18 protein-coding genes, 1 other RNA gene and 1 pseudogene are annotated in these 16,211 nt (G+C 61.9%); 9 read left to right on the forward strand and 11 right to left on the reverse strand.

Translation table 11 applies throughout. From position 1 onward, the window contains the following. The first annotated feature begins 30 nt into the window (after window positions 1-30). Entirely contained in the window at window positions 31-612 is a 582-nt protein-coding gene (locus tag ACX3P0_RS09655) for a tetratricopeptide repeat protein (RefSeq protein ID WP_459088043.1), read from the forward strand. 31 nt (window positions 613-643) lie between these two features. Here the strand turns inward: ACX3P0_RS09655 and pyk are convergent, their stop codons facing one another. Together pyk and ACX3P0_RS09665 are read right to left on the reverse strand one after the other, a co-directional pair. Then, the gene (gene pyk, locus ACX3P0_RS09660) at window positions 644-2,077 is read right to left on the reverse strand and encodes a pyruvate kinase (RefSeq protein ID WP_459079256.1); all 1,434 of its coding nucleotides are present in this window, start codon (window positions 2,075-2,077) and stop codon (window positions 644-646) included. After that, window positions 2,074-2,490, reverse strand: a complete 417-nt coding sequence (locus tag ACX3P0_RS09665; RefSeq protein ID WP_459079443.1) for a DUF1036 domain-containing protein — start codon at window positions 2,488-2,490, stop codon at window positions 2,074-2,076. Before ACX3P0_RS09665 ends, pyk begins: the two co-directional genes overlap by 4 nt. A gap of 318 nt (window positions 2,491-2,808) precedes the next feature. On the opposite strand from ACX3P0_RS09665, the gene ACX3P0_RS09670 reads away from it, so the two are divergent. Together ACX3P0_RS09670 and ACX3P0_RS09675 are read left to right on the forward strand one after the other, a co-directional pair. Beyond that, window positions 2,809-3,606 (forward strand): N-formylglutamate amidohydrolase, encoded by a 798-nt coding sequence (locus ACX3P0_RS09670; protein ID WP_459088044.1) that lies wholly within the window; start codon window positions 2,809-2,811, stop codon window positions 3,604-3,606. A gap of 22 nt (window positions 3,607-3,628) precedes the next feature. Then, window positions 3,629-3,937 carry a DUF1244 domain-containing protein gene (locus ACX3P0_RS09675; protein WP_459088045.1) on the forward strand — a complete coding sequence of 103 codons (309 nt, stop codon included), beginning with the start codon at window positions 3,629-3,631 and terminating at the stop codon, window positions 3,935-3,937. Between the two features lie 345 nt (window positions 3,938-4,282). On the opposite strand, the gene ACX3P0_RS09680 is transcribed toward ACX3P0_RS09675, so the two are convergent. Beyond that, window positions 4,283-5,032 carry a YebC/PmpR family DNA-binding transcriptional regulator gene (locus tag ACX3P0_RS09680; RefSeq protein ID WP_459079253.1) on the reverse strand — a complete coding sequence of 250 codons (750 nt, stop codon included), beginning with the start codon at window positions 5,030-5,032 and terminating at the stop codon, window positions 4,283-4,285. Between the two features lie 172 nt (window positions 5,033-5,204). Continuing rightward, window positions 5,205-5,528, reverse strand: a complete 324-nt coding sequence (locus tag ACX3P0_RS09685; protein ID WP_459088046.1) for an ArsR/SmtB family transcription factor — start codon at window positions 5,526-5,528, stop codon at window positions 5,205-5,207. Between the two features lie 60 nt (window positions 5,529-5,588). Here ACX3P0_RS09685 and ACX3P0_RS09690 point away from each other — a divergent pair, with 60 nt between their 5' ends. After that, the gene (locus ACX3P0_RS09690; protein ID WP_459088047.1) at window positions 5,589-6,071 is read left to right on the forward strand and encodes an SRPBCC domain-containing protein; all 483 of its coding nucleotides are present in this window, start codon (window positions 5,589-5,591) and stop codon (window positions 6,069-6,071) included. Window positions 6,072-6,075: 4 nt separating this feature from the next. On the opposite strand, the gene ACX3P0_RS09695 is transcribed toward ACX3P0_RS09690, so the two are convergent. The 4 genes from ACX3P0_RS09695 to ssrS form a co-directional block, all read right to left on the reverse strand. Then, the gene (locus ACX3P0_RS09695) at window positions 6,076-6,843 is read right to left on the reverse strand and encodes a TerC family protein (protein ID WP_459088233.1); all 768 of its coding nucleotides are present in this window, start codon (window positions 6,841-6,843) and stop codon (window positions 6,076-6,078) included. 100 nt (window positions 6,844-6,943) lie between these two features. Beyond that, on the reverse strand, window positions 6,944-7,765 hold the full coding sequence (locus tag ACX3P0_RS09700; RefSeq protein WP_459088048.1) for a TIGR00282 family metallophosphoesterase: 822 nt from the start codon (window positions 7,763-7,765) through the stop codon (window positions 6,944-6,946). Window positions 7,766-7,830: 65 nt separating this feature from the next. Further along, entirely contained in the window at window positions 7,831-8,418 is a 588-nt protein-coding gene (locus tag ACX3P0_RS09705) for a 5-formyltetrahydrofolate cyclo-ligase (RefSeq protein ID WP_459088049.1), read from the reverse strand. Between the two features lie 54 nt (window positions 8,419-8,472). Continuing rightward, window positions 8,473-8,628, reverse strand: a non-coding RNA gene (ssrS, locus tag ACX3P0_RS09710) — 6S RNA. A 122-nt stretch (window positions 8,629-8,750) separates the two neighbouring features. Between ssrS and ACX3P0_RS09715 the strand changes: the two genes are divergently transcribed. From ACX3P0_RS09715 to ACX3P0_RS09725, 3 genes are all read left to right on the forward strand, one after another. Further along, on the forward strand, window positions 8,751-9,590 hold the full coding sequence (locus ACX3P0_RS09715) for an AAA family ATPase (protein WP_459088050.1): 840 nt from the start codon (window positions 8,751-8,753) through the stop codon (window positions 9,588-9,590). A 62-nt stretch (window positions 9,591-9,652) separates the two neighbouring features. Then, complete coding sequence (locus tag ACX3P0_RS09720) at window positions 9,653-10,099, forward strand: GNAT family N-acetyltransferase (RefSeq protein ID WP_459088051.1); 447 nt, start codon at window positions 9,653-9,655, stop codon at window positions 10,097-10,099. A 3-nt stretch (window positions 10,100-10,102) separates the two neighbouring features. After that, entirely contained in the window at window positions 10,103-11,290 is a 1,188-nt protein-coding gene (locus ACX3P0_RS09725) for a vWA domain-containing protein (RefSeq protein WP_459088052.1), read from the forward strand. A 23-nt stretch (window positions 11,291-11,313) separates the two neighbouring features. Here the strand turns inward: ACX3P0_RS09725 and ACX3P0_RS09730 are convergent, their stop codons facing one another. After that, complete coding sequence (locus ACX3P0_RS09730; protein WP_459079245.1) at window positions 11,314-11,535, reverse strand: alkylphosphonate utilization protein; 222 nt, start codon at window positions 11,533-11,535, stop codon at window positions 11,314-11,316. Between the two features lie 217 nt (window positions 11,536-11,752). On the opposite strand from ACX3P0_RS09730, the gene ACX3P0_RS09735 reads away from it, so the two are divergent. Together ACX3P0_RS09735 and ACX3P0_RS09740 are read left to right on the forward strand one after the other, a co-directional pair. Then, the gene (locus ACX3P0_RS09735) at window positions 11,753-11,965 is read left to right on the forward strand and encodes a DUF4287 domain-containing protein (RefSeq protein ID WP_459079015.1); all 213 of its coding nucleotides are present in this window, start codon (window positions 11,753-11,755) and stop codon (window positions 11,963-11,965) included. 441 nt (window positions 11,966-12,406) lie between these two features. Further along, on the forward strand, window positions 12,407-13,246 hold the full coding sequence (locus tag ACX3P0_RS09740) for a hypothetical protein (protein ID WP_459079014.1): 840 nt from the start codon (window positions 12,407-12,409) through the stop codon (window positions 13,244-13,246). Window positions 13,247-13,476: 230 nt separating this feature from the next. Here ACX3P0_RS09740 and ACX3P0_RS09745 read toward each other — a convergent pair. Together ACX3P0_RS09745 and ACX3P0_RS09750 are read right to left on the reverse strand one after the other, a co-directional pair. Continuing rightward, window positions 13,477-14,128 (reverse strand): annotated as a pseudogene (locus tag ACX3P0_RS09745) (IS3 family transposase); the annotation flags it as partial. Between the two features lie 798 nt (window positions 14,129-14,926). Then, on the reverse strand, window positions 14,927-16,090 hold the full coding sequence (locus tag ACX3P0_RS09750; RefSeq protein ID WP_459079013.1) for a M20 aminoacylase family protein: 1,164 nt from the start codon (window positions 16,088-16,090) through the stop codon (window positions 14,927-14,929). Window positions 16,091-16,211 lie beyond the last annotated feature (121 nt).

Genomic DNA, 16,211 nt, shown 5'->3' on the forward strand with positions numbered 1-16,211 from the left:
GTTCCCTTGGCCGAGGATAGACTCCCCGCCATGCGGAATGTCTTTGCGTTTCTGGCCGTTCTTTTGCTGCTGGGCGTTGCGCCGCCGGCATTGGCGGGCGCTCCGGCGACGCCTTCTGCCGCGACCGCCCAGAAAGCCCGGCTCGACAAGCTGTTTGCCGATCTCAAGCGCGAGCGCAACGACAAGGCGGCCGAGCGCATTGCCGGCAATATCTGGCGGGAATGGACGGATTCCGGCAGCGCCAGCATCAATCTGATGATGCAGTGGTCGCAAAAGGCCATGGAAACGCAAAAATTCGGCGTCGCGCTCGATTTTCTCGATCAGGTGGTGACGCTCGACCCGACCTATGCCGAAGGCTGGAACCGTCGCGCCACCGTTCACTACATGATGAAGAGCTATGGCAAGTCGATGGCCGACATCGACCGGACCTTGCGGCTGGAGCCACGCCATTTCGGCGCACTGTCGGGCCTGGCGCAGATCATGACGGACACCGACCACAAGCAGGCGGCGCTGGATGCCTGGCAGCGCGTGCTTGCCATCTACCCGATGATGCGCAGCGCCCAGGAACAGGTTTCGACCCTGTCCGAGGAACTGGCCGGCGAACGCATCTGATCCACGCGATCGGGGTCGCGGTTCCGGCGGGTCAGCGGCCGCCGTCTTCCGAGCCGACATAGGCGATGCGCAGCATATTGGTCGAGCCGGGCGTCCTCAGCGGCACGCCGGCGGTGATGATGATACGGTCGCCACGCTGGCCGAACCCCTCCTCCAGCGCGATGCGGCAGGCGCGCGTGACCATGTCGTCCAGGTCGCTGGCGTCCGGCGAGACGACGCAGTGCGTGCCCCATACCAGCGACAGCCGCCGCGCCGTGTTGAGGATCGGCGTTAGCGCGATGATCGGCACTTGCGGGCGCTCGCGCGCGGCGCGCAGGCCGGTGGTTCCCGACGCCGTGTAGGTGACGATGGCGGACAGGTTCAGCGTCTCGGCGATTTCGCGCGCCGCAAACGAGATGGCGTCCGCGCCGGTCTTTTCCGGGGCCGCGCGCTGGCCATTGATGACGGCAGCATAGGTCGGGTCCTGTTCGACCTTCTGGGCGATGCGGTTCATGGTCGCCACCGCCTCGACCGGATAGGCGCCCGCAGCCGATTCCGCCGACAGCATCACCGCATCCGCGCCCTCGAACACCGCCGTGGCGACGTCGGACACTTCCGCGCGGGTGGGAACCGGGGCCTCGATCATCGATTCCAGCATCTGGGTGGCGACGACGACCGGCTTGCCGGCGCTGCGCGCCTTGCGGGTGATCTGCTTCTGGATGCCGGGTACGGCCTCGAGCGGCATTTCCACGCCGAGATCGCCGCGCGCGACCATGATGGCGTCGGAAAGCTCCATGATCTCGGCCAGCCTGGCGACGGCCTGCGGCTTCTCGATCTTGGACATGATGAGCGCGCGCCCGCGCGCGATCTTGCGCGCCTCGGCCAGGTCTTCGGGACGCTGGATGAAGGACAGCGCGATCCAGTCGACGCCCGCGTCCAGCGCCGCGTCGAGGTCCCTGCGGTCCTTCTCGGTCAGCGCGCCGACAGGCAGGTCGGTGTCCGGCAGGCTGACGCCCTTGCGGTCGGAGATGTTGGTGCCGGCAACGACCGTGCAGACAATCTGCTTGCCGTCGCTCTTGAGCGCCGTCAGTTCCAGCCTGCCGTCATCGATCAGCAGGCGGTGGCCGGCCTGCACGGAGCTGAGGATTTCCGGGTGCGGAAGATAGACGCGCGATGCGGTGCCGGGCTCGGGATTGTCATCCAGCGTGAAAGTCTGGCCGGCGGTCAAGGTTTCCTTGCCATTGGCGAATTTGCCGACGCGAAGCTTCGGTCCCTGCAGGTCGGCGAGGATGCCGATGGGGCGGCCGACCTTTTCCTCGACAGCGCGGATGCGGCCGATCAGCGTGCGCATCAGTTCGTGATCGGTATGGCTCATATTGATGCGGAAAACGTCCGCGCCCGCTTCGAACAGCTTTTTCAGCATTTCCTCGGACGAGGAGGCGGGACCGATGGTGGCGAGTATCTTAACCTTGCGGTTGCGTCTCATGGACTCTTGCTTTCGGGGGCGGCAGCAGCGCCGTCCGTTGCGGGCTGATCGGTCAACTGGACCATCCAGCTTGCCTGTTCGCCCGTGTCGTATTCCTGGAAGCCGGCGCGCTGGAAGCCGCGAGCGATGCAGTCGCTGACGCCGGCTATCTTGAACTCTTTTTCGGCCACGCACATGTTGATGGGGCCGTCCCAGCGCCCGCCGCGCTCTGCGTCTTCCGCATAAAGATAGTAGAACCGCGACGACAGCGGCCCTTCGATCAGCGTCTTGCAGCTCGAGCCGTCGATGTGCCACCAGCCCTCGGTGATCCAGCCCGCCTTGGCGCGATAGCCGATGCCGACGCCGATCAGGTTCTGCGTCGCGTTGCAGACGCGAAAGTCAGCCCGCGCCGGCGTCGCCGCGACCAGCGTCATCAACGAGGCGGCAACGATCGCAAACGGCAAAAAGGCAGCGCGCCGAAGCGGCCTGCCAGCGGAAATCATGCTCAAAACCCTCAACAACGACGCAGTCATATGGCTCTCACGTCCCTTTTCGGAAAACTCCGCGCGCAAGTCAACGCGCCGGATCGCCTAAATCCAATCGATTTAGATGCTGCCGGGCACGGCCGTGCGCGGCCTTACACCAGATTTCTGCAAAAACCTTGTTCAAACAACGGCATTGCGCCCGTTCCCTGTTCGTGGAATGACGCTACCACTGCTCCTTTGACGATAAATGGATCCTTTTGGCTCCCCATGACCCGATCCACAGTTTTCGCGCCCTTCGACATCATCGAGGGTGATCGCAGGCGCGGCATTGTCCTTGTTGCCGACCATGCGCGGCGCGACCTGCCGGAAGAATATGGCAATCTGGGCCTGCCGGCAGCGGAATTCGACCGCCACATCGCCTACGACATCGGCGTCGAGGCGGTGACGCGCGAGCTGGCCGCCCTTCTCGGCGCGCCGGCCGTCATCGCGACCTTTTCACGCCTGCTGATCGACCCCAACCGGGGCGAGGACGACCCGACGCTGATCCGCCAGCTTTACGACGGCACCGTCATCCCGGCGAATTATCCGATGCTCGCCGAGGAACGCGAAAGACGGCTGGAAACCTTCTATCGGCCCTATCACGATGCGGTCGGGGCCATGGTCGCCTCGGTCGCGCAGGCATCCGGCAAGGCGCCCTTTATCCTGTCGGTACATTCCTTCACGCCTTCCATGCACGGAAGGGCAAGGCCATGGCATGTGGGCCTGCTGTGGGACCTGGACGACCGCGTCGCCCGGCCCCTGATGGAGATGCTGGCGGCGGACGAGAAGCTGAGCGTCGGCGACAACGAACCCTATGACGGGGCGCTGCGCGGCGACACGATGTTCAAGCACGCCGTCGTCAACGGCTTCGCGCACGCGCTAATCGAGATCCGGCAGGACCTGATCGCCGACCCTGAGGGTGCTGTCGCCTGGGCCGAGCGGCTGGCCCCGATCGTTGAAGAAATCAACCGGAGGCCCGATATACATCAGGTGAAGCAGTTCGGCTCGCGAACCGGGCCGCTGTGAGAAACAGGTGACGGAGGTGGCCATGACCCCATTGAGCGACGAACAGAAACGCGATTTCGAAGCCGCCGCCTTCCGCCGGCTGCTTGGCCATCTGAGCGAGCGCAGCGACGTCCAGAACATCGACCTGATGAACCTGGCCGGCTTTTGCCGCAATTGCCTGTCCAACTGGTATCGCGAGGCCGCCGAGGAGCAGGGGGCCGTGTTGTCCAAGGAGGAGTCGCGGGAAATTGTTTACGGCATGCCCTATGTCGACTGGCAGAAGCAGCACCAGACCGAGGCTTCGGATGCCAAGAAGGCTGCGTTCGAGGTTAGTCGGCCGGCAGACCATTGAACCTGATAGGGGTTTTCTTGCGCTCCGGGACGGGAGTGCGTCCTTCGAGGCTCGCCCATGGCTCGCACCTCAGGATGAGGACCGTGGTGCTACAGTACCCAAATCAGAGGTGCGGTAGGCTGCCATTCTTATTCTGAAGTCAGTAGCCCTACCGTCCCCATCCTAAGATGCCGTGGTGCCCTATGATCCTCATCCCGAGATGTCGAAGCGCTACCTCCCTCATCCTGAGGTGCCGTGGTGCTCTACGGTCCTCATCCTGAGGTGCCGCGGAGCGGCCTCGAAGGACGCACCACGCACCAACCACCAAAGAAAAACGCCCCGGCAAGACCAGGGCGTAAAAAAAACTCAAGCGGCGCTGAGTTTGGCCAGGGTCTCGTCGTCGACCTCGAAATTGGCATAGACGTTCTGCACGTCGTCGTCGTCTTCGAGCGTGGCGACCAGCTTCATCAGCGATTGCGCGCGTTCCTCGTCGACCGGGATGCTGCTTTGCGGCTTCCAGATGATCTTTACCGATTCCGCCTCGCCAAGTGCGCCTTCCAGCGCCTTTGACACGTCGCCGAGGCCCTCGAAAGCGCACAGGATGGTGTGGCCGTCCTCGTCCGACTGCACGTCGTCGGCGCCAGCCTCGATCGCCGCGTCCATGACTTTTTCGGCGTTGCCGGCGGAGGCGGGATAAAAGATTTCGCCGACGCGGTCCCACATGAACGACACCGAGCCGGTTTCGCCCATGGCGCCACCGGCCTTGGTGAAGGCGGCCCGCACATTGGAAGCCGAGCGGTTGCGGTTATCGGTCAACGCCTCGACGATGAGGGCGATGCCGCCGGGGCCATAGCCCTCATAGCGCACTTCCTCGTAGTTCTCGGCGTCGCCCATCGAGGCCTTGTTGATGGCGCGCTGGATGTTGTCCTTCGGCATCGACACGGCTTTGGCGTTCTGAACCGCGAGGCGCAGGCGCGGGTTCATCGACACGTCGGGCGCGCCGGTCTTGGCGGCGACGGTGATTTCGCGCGCCAGCTTGGAAAACATTTTCGAGCGGACCGCGTCCTGGCGGCCCTTGCGGTGCATGATGTTCTTGAATTGTGAATGGCCGGCCATGGGGTTCCTGTCGTCTTCGCGGCGGTCGGGCCGTCTGACGCTCGCACGGGCCGCGCCGGGGACAGTCCAACATTTTTCGATAATGGCCGGCTTATAGATAAATCGGCTCAATTCGTCCAGCCGGCCGAGGAAAAGTCGACGGCGAAGCTGTCATGCTGGCCGCAATCCAGCGTCAGCCCTCCATATCCGCCTGCAGCCGGTCGATAATGCTGAGCGCATGCGTGGCGTATTCGCTGATCCAGCGGTCATGAATGCGCTTGATCGGCAGCGCGTCGAGATGGTTCCATCGCTCGCGCCCCTTGCGCTTGGCCACCACCAGGCCCGCCTCCTCCAGCACTTTCAGATGCAGCATCACCGTGCAGCGGTCCATGTCGGCGAAGGCCTCGCACAGCATGCCCGTGGTGCGCGGCCCGTCCTTCAGCTCGTCCAGCAGCAGGCGGCGGCGCGGATGCGCCAGCGCCTTGAATACGGCATCGTCTCTGGTTTCGCTTGACATGTTATGTTTATATAACATATTTTACGGACTTCAAGAAATGCAAGTCAGGGAGTTGTGGACATGTCCGTTGGATTCCGTGTTTCCGGCCGCATCGGCAAGCCGGTGGCCGAGGTTTTCGATGCCGTGGTCAATCCGAAGAAGCTGAGCGGCTATTTCACGACGCTGGGCGGCGCCAGCGCGCCGCTGGTTGCCGGCACCACCGTCACATGGTGGAAGACGGTGCCGGTGGAAGTCGACGAGGTGGTGGAAAACAAGCGCATCGCGCTGCGCTGGGACGGTGCCGCCGCCAAGGGCCAAGCCGCCTACAAGACGAAGATCGAGATGGGTTTCGAACAACTGGAGGACGGCGGCACCTTCGTTACCATCGCCGAATCCGGCTGGACCGAGGACGATGCCGGCCGGAAATATTCCTACGGCAACTGCGAGGGCTGGTCGCAGATGCTGTCTTGCATGAAGGCCTATGTCGAATACGGCATCAATCTGCGCGAAGGGTTCTATCCAAGCGAGATGAGGGGCGAACTACCGACGCCGGAGAGCAAATAGGTGGTCAGTGACCGCCCTGCCGCGCCTTCCTGCGCCGCCGCGCCAGCATGTTGAGGCCTTCGACCAGCGCGGAAAAGCCCATGGCGGCGTAGATGTAGCCCTTGGGCACATGGTAGCCCATGCCGTCGGCGATCAGCGTCATGCCGATCATCAAAAGGAAGCCCAGCGCCAGCATGACGATGCTCGGGTTCTTGGCGATGAAGTCGGCCAGCGGCCCGGCGGCCAGCATCATGGCCGTCACCGCGACGATGACGGCGATATACATGATGGCGATTTCGTCGGTCATGCCGACGGCGGTGATGATGGAATCGATCGAGAACACCAGGTCGAGCAGCAGGATCTGGAAGATCGCCGCACCCAGCGACAGCTTCAGCGTGCCTCCTAGCGTCGCCCCTGCCTCGCCCTCGTCCTTGTCGACGGTGTGATGGATTTCGGTGGTGGCCTTCCACACCAGGAACAGGCCGCCGGCGATCAGGATCAGGTCGCGCCACGAAAAGCCGTGGCCAAGGGCCGAAAACACCGGCTCGGTCAATTGCACAATAAAGGAAATGGTGGCGAGCAACACCAGCCGCATGATCAGCGCCGCCGAAATGCCCAGCCGGCGCGCGCGCGCGCGTTGCGCTTCGGGCAGCTTGTTGGTCAGGATCGAGATGAAGATCAGATTGTCGATGCCGAGCACGATCTCGAGCACGATCAGCGTAATCAGCGCCACCCAGGCGGTCGGATCGCTGACAAAGGTAAAGTGAGGCGCCAGGAAGTCGACGATCGGCATCATGGCGGCTTGCTCGCTGCAACAGTTGAAAATATTTCAGCCCAAATAGGGCGCGGCTTTCACAGCTTCAAGCACCAGCCCGCAAAAATCAAACGGTCTCTTACCAGAAGGAGGGCGCAGTCTCTTCCAGACGAGGGCCACGCCGGAACGGCGCGATCTTTTCGGCCAGCCCGGTGCGGTCGGAAATATCGAGGCCGACGCCGCAGAGCGTGGCGGGGCCGTTGGCGGCCTCGAAGCGCCCTTTCGGCACTTTCGAAAGAAACCGGTTGAGCGGTTCTTCCTTGTCCATGCCGAGCGAGGAATCGTAATCGCCGCACATGCCGGCGTCTGAAATATAGGCGGTGCCGCCGCTGAGAATCTGGTGGTCGGCAGTCGGCTGATGCGTATGCGTGCCGACGACCAGCGAGACCCGGCCATCGACGAAATGCCCAAAGCACATCTTTTCCGAAGTCGCCTCGGCATGGAAATCGATGACGACGGCATCGGCCTGCTCGCCGAGCGGACAGGCGGAAAGCTCGCGCTCGCCGGCCTGGAACGGATCGTCCAGTTCGGGATGCATGAAAACGCGGCCCATGATGTTGGCGACCAGCACGCGCGCGCCGTTTTTGGCCATGAAGACACCGGAGCCCTTGCCCGGCGTACCTTTCGGAAAATTGGAGGGCCGCAGGAAACGCGGTTCGCGCGGCGCAAAGGCCAGCGCGTCGCGCTGGTCCCAGACATGGTTGCCGGTGGTAACGACATCGGCCCCGGCCGCGAGCGTCGAGCGGAAAATCTCCTCGGTGATGCCGAAGCCGCCGGCGGCGTTTTCGCCGTTGACGATGACGAAATCGAGTTTGAAATCGGAAATCAGGCCGGGAAGCTGGTCCCAAACCGCCGTGCGTCCGGATTTACCAACCATGTCGCCGAGGAAAAGCAGTCTCACCAGAAATAACCTTGAAAAGCGGCACGGTTTTTTGAAAAAAACATGCGCGATGGACGAAAACTGTTCTAGCCACTAGCACCAAAGCGGCGCAAGCCGCTTTCGGTCAGTATTTCGGCCAGGACCACGTCGTGCTTCTCTTCGGGCACGCGCTCGACCCGCTGGCAGTCGAAGGCGACGCCAATCAGGTGCGGCGGTTTACCGGCCTTGTGCAGTCGCTCGATGGCCCGGTCGTAATAGCCGCCGCCATAGCCGATGCGGTGGCCGCGCGCGTCGAAGGCGGCCAGCGGCACCAGCATCATAGCGGGGTCAAGCACTTGCGCCTCCTCATGCGGGCCGACGGTGCCGAACCCCATCTCGACCATCGGCGCGCCGCGCACCAGTTCGCGAAAGACGATGGTGGTCTTGTCGAGGATGGCCGGCAGGCAAAGCCGCGCGCCTTTTTCAGCCAAGGCAAACATCAGCGGCCGCACATCGACCTCCGAGCGCATCGGCCAGAAGCCGGAAACGACCTGCCCCGGCTCGACGGTGATTTCCTTGCGCGCCGTCTCGGCCATGTCGAGCGCCGCTTCCACCCGCCAGACCGGATCGAGCGCATCGCGGCGGGCCAGCGCTTCAAGGCGCAGGTGTTTTTTCAATTCCTTGGGAGAAATCATGGCGCGGCCCGTTGCAGAGCCGCAGAACAATCGCAACTTGTGGGGCAGGTCAAGTGACGATCCACACAACCGGTGGAGAGAGCGATCCCGGGAACCTACAAAGTAGGTGGGCGCCGTGTGTCCAAACCCACGGGTCGGGACAGGGACAGCTCCCTGGGGATCATTAAGGCCCCGGGGAAAATGTTCTCCTGCCGGGAAGCACAGATCGTCACGCCCAATATAGGCTTCTTGGCCTCGCTTAGCCAGACGCCCATTGCGTTATTCGACGCCTGCCGCTCTTGCACCCGCGGAGCCGGCTCCGTAGGTTCTGGCCAACAAAAGGAACACAAAAAATGCGCTTCGAAGGCACGGCGGCCTATGTCGCCGACAAGGATCTGATGGTGGCCGTAAACGCGGCAATCGCACTGGAACGGCCGCTGCTGGTCAAGGGCGAACCCGGCACCGGCAAGACCGAACTCGCCAAGCAGGTGGCGGCAGCACTCGGGCTCGACCTGATCGAATGGAACGTCAAGTCTACGACGCGCGCGCAGCAGGGCCTCTACGAATATGACGCCGTTTCGCGGCTGCGCGACAGCCAGCTCGGCGACGCCCGCTTCAACGACATCAAGAACTACATCAGGCGCGGCAAATTATGGGACGCCTTCGCGGCGGGCAGGAAGATCGTTTTGTTGATCGACGAGATCGACAAGGCCGACATCGAGTTTCCCAACGATCTGCTGCAGGAACTCGATAAAATGGAGTTCTTCGTCTACGAGACCGGCGAGACGGTTCGCGCTGAGGTCCGCCCCATCGTCATCATCACCTCCAACAACGAGAAGGAACTGCCGGACGCGTTTTTGCGCCGCTGCTTCTTCCACTATATCCGCTTCCCCGACGTCGAGACGCTGCACCGCATCGTCGAGGTGCATTATCCGGGCATCAAGCAGAACCTGGTGCGGGCGGCCCTCACGCAGTTCTACGAAATCCGCGACGTGCCCGGCCTGAAGAAAAAACCCTCGACCTCGGAAGCACTCGACTGGATCAGGCTTTTGGTCTCCGACGACATTTCGCCGGAGGATTTGCGCGCCGACCCGAAGAACGCGCTGCCGAAACTGCATGGCGCGCTGCTCAAGAACGAGCAGGACGTGCACCTGTTCGAGCGCCTCGCCTTCATGGCAAGGCGGCAGGGGTGAGGAACGATTTTTCGCGCAGCGGACGAGCGCCCGGAGCCATGGGCCGTATCAGGAGCAAAAAAATGACCGCCATCACTATCCGTCCGTACGAACAATCCGACCACGCCGATTGGCATCGCCTGTGGACGGCCTATCTCGATTTCTACGAAACAAAGCTGCCGGAAGAAGTCTACACGAGCACCTGGGAGCGGCTGTTCAGCACCGGTGAGTACGAGCCGAAAGGGTTTATTGCGCATCTCGACGGCAAGGCGGTCGGCCTGACGCACTATCTCTACCACCGCAACGGCTGGTCGCTGGTCAACAACTGCTATCTGCAGGACCTGTTCGCCGACCCCGCAGCGCGCGGCAAGGGCGTCGGCGCGGCACTTATCGAGGCGGTGCGGCAGGAAGCGGCCAAGATCGGCGTCACCAACGTCTACTGGATGACCAATGAAACCAACGCCACCGCGCGCAAACTCTACGACCGCGTGGCACGGCGCACGGGGTTCATCGAGTACGATCTGCTGTAGGCCATGTTCATTCCCTTCTTCCTTGAATTGAAGGCCGCGAAAATTCCGGTTTCGCTGAGGGAATATCTGTCGCTGCTGGAAGGGCTGGAGGCGGGGTTGGTCGACTATGATGTCGAGGGTTTTTATTATCTCGCCCGCGCCGCTTTGGTGAAGGACGAGCGCCATATCGACCGCTTCGACCAGGTCTTTTCGCATGTCTTCAAGGGTATCGAGGCGCTTGCCGGCGAAGATGCCATCGATGTTGCGAACCTGCCGGAAGACTGGCTGCGGCGACTGGCGGAAAAGCACCTGTCCGACGAAGAGAAAAAGCTGGTCGAGGCGCTCGGCGGCTTCGACAAGCTGATGGAGACGCTGAAACAGCGGCTGGAGGAGCAGAAGGAACGGCATCAGGGCGGTTCGAAATGGATCGGCACCGCCGGCACTTCGCCCTTCGGCGCCTATGGCTACAACCCCGAAGGCGTACGTATCGGCCAGCATGAAAGCCGCCACCGCCGCGCGGTAAAGGTCTGGGACAAGCGCGAGTTCCGCAATTTCGACGATAGCGTCGAGCTTGGCACCCGCAACATCAAGATCGCGCTGAAACGGCTGCGCCGCTGGGTGCGCGAGGGCGCGGAGGAGGAATTCGACCTGCCCGGCACCATCCACGCCACCGCCGAGCACGGCTATCTCGATGTGCGCACCCGCCCCGAACGGCGCAACGCGGTGAAGCTGTTGATGTTCTTCGATGTCGGCGGCTCGATGGACGATCACATCCGCGGCGTGGAGGAATTGTTTTCGGCGGCGCGCGCCGAATTTCGCCAGCTCGACTTCTTCTACTTCCACAATTGCGTCTATGAGCGCGTCTGGAAGGACAATCGCCGCCGCTCAGAAACCATTCCCACCTTCGACCTGATCCACAAATACGGCCCCGACTACAAGGTGGTGTTCGTCGGCGACGCCGCCATGAGCCCCTACGAGATCATCCAGCCGGGCGGCTCCGTGGAGCACTGGAACAAGGAGGCCGGCAGCGTCTGGCTGACCCGCCTGCTGCAGCAATGGCCGAGTTCGGTATGGCTCAACCCGGTGGCCGAAAAGCACTGGGGCTACACCCACTCTACCGGCATGATCCACCAGATTTTCGATGGCCGCATGTTCGGCCTGACGCTCGCCGGTCTCGAGGCCGCGACAAAACAATTGTCGCGAAAGCACTGAACCGGCGGCGTACGCCTGAAAGATCAGGCCTTCTTGAGGAACTCGGTCTTCAGCACCAGCCCCTTGACCTGCTTGGTATTGCACTCGACCTCGCCGGGGTTTCCGGTCAGGCGAATACCCTTGACCAGCGTTCCGCGCTTGATGGTTTCGGAGGTGCCCTTGACCTTCAAATCCTTGATCACGGTCACGGAATCGCCGTCGCTGAGCTGACTGCCGTTGCTATCCCGTACGATCACGTCGCTCATGTCTTTTTCGCGTCCTGTATCTGGTGTTTCGCGCCGGAAGGCGGCTTTGGCCTGATCTTACGAGACCCGCAACATAACTGCCAGTCAGGACAGGCGATTGGTTCGGTCGTGCTCTACGTTGCCCCTCTCTGGCCAAAGCTGCCCTTCGCAGCATGTTGCGCTCATTCCCGGTTCGGGCGATATTCTGTGCTACCGACAACATGAGGCAGATTCACCGATGACCGACGAACCGACCAAGGGCCCAGCCTCCTACTTCCCTTCAATTGAAAAGAAGTACGGCCGTCCCATCATCGACTGGCAGGAGTTGGTACGTAAGGGCCTCCCGGCGAAGCACATGGATCTCGTCGCGATGCTGAAGAACGAGCATGGAATGGGCCACGGGCACGCCAACGCGGTTGTCGCGCACACATTGGCGCAGGACAAAAAATAACCTGATGACGGCGGTCAAATGGCGCGCCGCCGCCCGGCACTAAAACGTCCGCTACGTAGATTATGGACCCGATATTGGACTGTCCGCTAACCGCCCAGGCGGTGCCGTAGACTTCAAATTCGTCGACCTCGAAAGCAGAAAATGATCATCCACCTATTCGGGGGCCAAGAGGGGACGGGTGCTTTTTGCGTCCTTAGGCCATCAATGCGGCCGCTTCCAGGTCTGCCGAGGTTGCTTTCGACGAGTCATGTGACCACTGCGGCCTCTGTCGAATCGCCAAGAGAGAACGAACACCCTCGCACGTATCGGCGCCTGCTCCCGTGGGGGTGGACGCATTCACTTCGGCGCAATATGGATAGGGATGTAGCCCGCTGTAGCGCTCACATTTCACCGCGTCCCTAAGTCAGGTGACGAAGACGTTCGATATCAGGGGAACTGGTCATGACCGACAACAAGCCAGACGTTACCAAGGATTGGCAAGCGACGCAGGGTCAGAAGTCTTCCGCCACGCGCCTTCGCCTTTTCGCCGCGCTCGCGTGGCTTATCGCCATAGGCGGCGAGATCTACGGGATTATTCTGCTTCGCCAGCACAAATTCGACCAGGGAAACATGCCCCTGCTGATCGGCATTCTGGTCGGGATCGCGGTTTTCGCAATCGCCGGCAACTTGCTGTGGAAGGCTGCCAATCGGCACGATCCGGCCCGCGCATCCGAAACGGGAAGGTTCTTCTTCCAAAACCAGCTCGGTGCGATCATCACGCTGGTCGCCTTCCTGCCGCTGATCTTCCTGATTCTCACCGACAAGAACATGGACCCGAAGACCAAGAAAGTGGCCGGCGGCATCGGCGCGGCGCTGGCCGTGCTTGCCACGGTAATTGGGGTAAGCTTCGAACCCCCATCGGTCGAGCAGTACACCCAGGACATGAACGCGTGCGCGACGCAGATCAAGTCGGGGCAGCCCACCACCGCCTGTTCGCCCGACGTTGCCGCCCAGGCGCAGGAGATCGCCACGGACACCGCAGCGGTGACGGCGGCGACGAAGGACGCCGCTCACCCCGACGGTCTGGATGTCGTCTACTGGATCGCGCCGGAAGACGGCGCCGCGAAGTCCGCGGACCCGCATGTTTTCCATCTCTGCGCAGCCGTCAGTCCGCTGAAGGGCAAGACCGTGAATAGCGGCTCTGTGACGGAGGCGTACGCGCAGAACGCCATCCGCATCACGAAGCAGATCGATATGGAACAGAAGCAATGCGGGATCACCGGCGCAACCAGCGCCAATTGAACCCGCCCGCACTCCTCTATCGCACCCGCACTGCAGTTGCGGCCCCGCCTGGTGGAGCGAGGCCGCCTGTCTCATATCTCCGTTGCCCCGGCCAATGTCAGTGCATCGTCCACGTCCACGCCGAGATACCGGACGGTGTTTTCAATCTTTGTGTGCCCGAGCAGGATTTGGATCGCGCGAAAGTTGCCGGTTGCCTTGTAAATTATCGACGCCTTGGTGCGGCGTAGAGAGACCTGGTTAGGCCGAGTGATCGGCAGCTTGCGTAGCAGATACGGGTAGATCTTGTGGCCCGGAGCCGGCTTCGATGTATTCGGTCGCCTATAGATCGCTGCGATTCTCATCCGCTTCATCAGCGTCGCCACATGTAGCCGGCCGACATCGAAGCCCTCGCGAACCAGAAAGTCGCGCATCATCCGACTGCCCGCGAACGGGTAATCCTGATGCAACTTGTCGATCCGAAGCATCAACGCCAGATCGGCAGGGGGAACCGGTCGCGGCAGATAATAGACGCTCCCCCGACTGATGCCGAGCGCCGCCGCCTGTTTCCTGACGGGCAAAAGGTGCTGACGGTCGATCATCGTTTTGCGCTCAGCAATCCCGCCTTGGTGAGCGCGCCGGCTAAAAAATCGTTCGTGAGCGTCAACTCTCCGATCTTCGCGTGGAATTCCTTCACACGATCGGTGCCGGCGCTTCGGCTTTGGTGTCGCCGCCGAAGACCTCGGCAGCCCCTTCCAGAAGCTGCATACGCCAGGACGTGATCTGATTGGCGTGGATGTCATACTGCTCGGCCAATTCGGCCAGCGTCTTCTCGCCCTTGATCGCGGCAAGCGCAACTTTCGCCTTAACGGCCGGGCTGTGGTTCCGGCGCGGTCGTCTGGTCATGGTCTCTCCTGTTCACGGCATCATGCCGATCTCAGGCAGAATTTCCCCTTATCACCGATGTCCCGATTTCCCGAACCAGCTCTGTACTGACCGGCGCCATTAACAAATGCTCGTTGGTTATCAGCTTCGCAACGCGAGCGGTCATTGCCGGCCGACCATCTGACGTCGCGTTTGGGGTCATGTCGGTCAAACCCCATGACTCTTGGTATTACCCATGTCTCCGGTCTAAACTGTGACCTACGTGTGCGGAGCGGACCGAAAGTATTTGGTGTCCACGAGAGGATTCGAACCTCCGACCCCAGGATTCATACCACTTCGGCTTTAGCCGCCGCACGAGGCGTTCGTGGTCTGGACTGTCCCTTCACCATAGACCGAAGTCCTTAGGTGCCGCCCGTCCAGTCTCTACACCTTCCCGAGATTTCTCCCGGACTTGGCTCGGGATTGGCATGCTGAGAGATCAGCGAAGCGTTCCCCGACTTTGAGCGGATCAGTTGTACCGTTTCCGAATTACAACTCCCAATTACAGGAATCCTGTGCTCTATCCAACTGAGCTACGTGGACATTTTTACGTCTGACCCCAATAACGTAGCATCGCTTTCGGAGCAACCACCCCTCCTGTGAGGGTGGTAAATTTACCGCTTCACGAACCGCCTATTTCACGTATCGTTCCACGTAAACGGTAAGTTCCCTACCCTAAAACCTTCTCTATCCAACTGAGCTACGTGGACTTGGCCGACCTGTAACAACCTTCACGGCAAAAATCACCCGAAAAACGTCTGTCGCCGCAGGGCTTCGCCCTCACGCCGCCAGCGCCGTCTCGGCGATCTTCACCCAGTAGCTGACGCCGTGCGGGATCGCCTCGTCGTTGAAGTCGTAGGCGGGGTGGTGGAGGCCGGCGGTATCGCCATTGCCGATGAAGATGAACGCGCCCGGCCGCGCTTCCAGCATGTAGGAAAAATCCTCGCCGCCCATCACCGGCGGCATGGCGCGGATCACCTGCGCGTCGCCGGCGATGGAAGCCGCCATGTCGCCTGCAAACACGGTCTCCTCGGCGTGGTTGAAGGTGACTGGATAATTGGCGTTGTAGTCGACCGTGATCTCGGCGCCGAAGGTGGCGGCGATGCCGGCGCAGATGGCGCGTATGCGCTGCTCGGCCATTTTCGCCATTTCCTTCTTCAGCGTGCGCACCGTGCCGGCGATCTCGGCCTGCTCGGGGATGACGTTATAGGCGTCGCCGGCGTGGAATTTCGTCACCGAAACCACCAGCGCCTCGACCGGGTCGGCATTGCGCGAGGTGACCGTCTGCAGCGCCGTCACCAGATGGCTGGTGACGACGATCGGGTCGATGGTGCTGTTTGGCATCGCCGCATGGCCGCCACGGCCTTTCACCGTAATGGTCAACTCGGCGGTCGCCGCCATGATCGGGCCTGGCCGGATGGCGAAATAACCGACCGGCAGGGTCGGCATGTTGTGCATGCCAAACACCTTGGAGATGCCGAAGCGGTCCATCATGCCGTCCTTGACCATCTCGTTGCCGCCACCGCCGCCCTCTTCGGCCGGCTGGAATATGACCGCGACGGAGCCGGCAAAATTGCGGGTCTCGGCCAGGTATTTGGCGGCGCCCAGCAGCATGGCCGTATGCCCGTCATGGCCGCAGGCATGCATCTTGTTGGGGATCGTCGAGGCGTAGGGCTTGCCGGTGATCTCGTTGATCGGCAGCGCGTCCATGTCGGCGCGCAGGCCGACCGTCGTGCCTTCGCCCTGGCGGCCGCGAATGATGCCGACCACGCCGGTCTTGCCAAGGCCGGTCACCACTTCGTCGCAGCCGAACGCCTCCAGCTTCTCGGTAACGAAGGCAGCCGTCTTGAAAACGTCGAAGCCGAGTTCGGGCGTCTCGTGCAGATGGCGGCGCCAGCCGGTGACTTCTTCCTGCATTTCGGCGGCACGGTTCAAGATCGGCATGTTCTATTCTCGCTGTTGGCTTGCGCTTTAGGGGTGTGGACCTGGCGCTTTGCCATGTTAGCGTCACATAGGCTAAATAGCACCGGAGAAAATGACGGTCCGCAATGTGGCGGCACGACGC

This window comes from Mesorhizobium sp. A556, assembly GCF_054489545.1.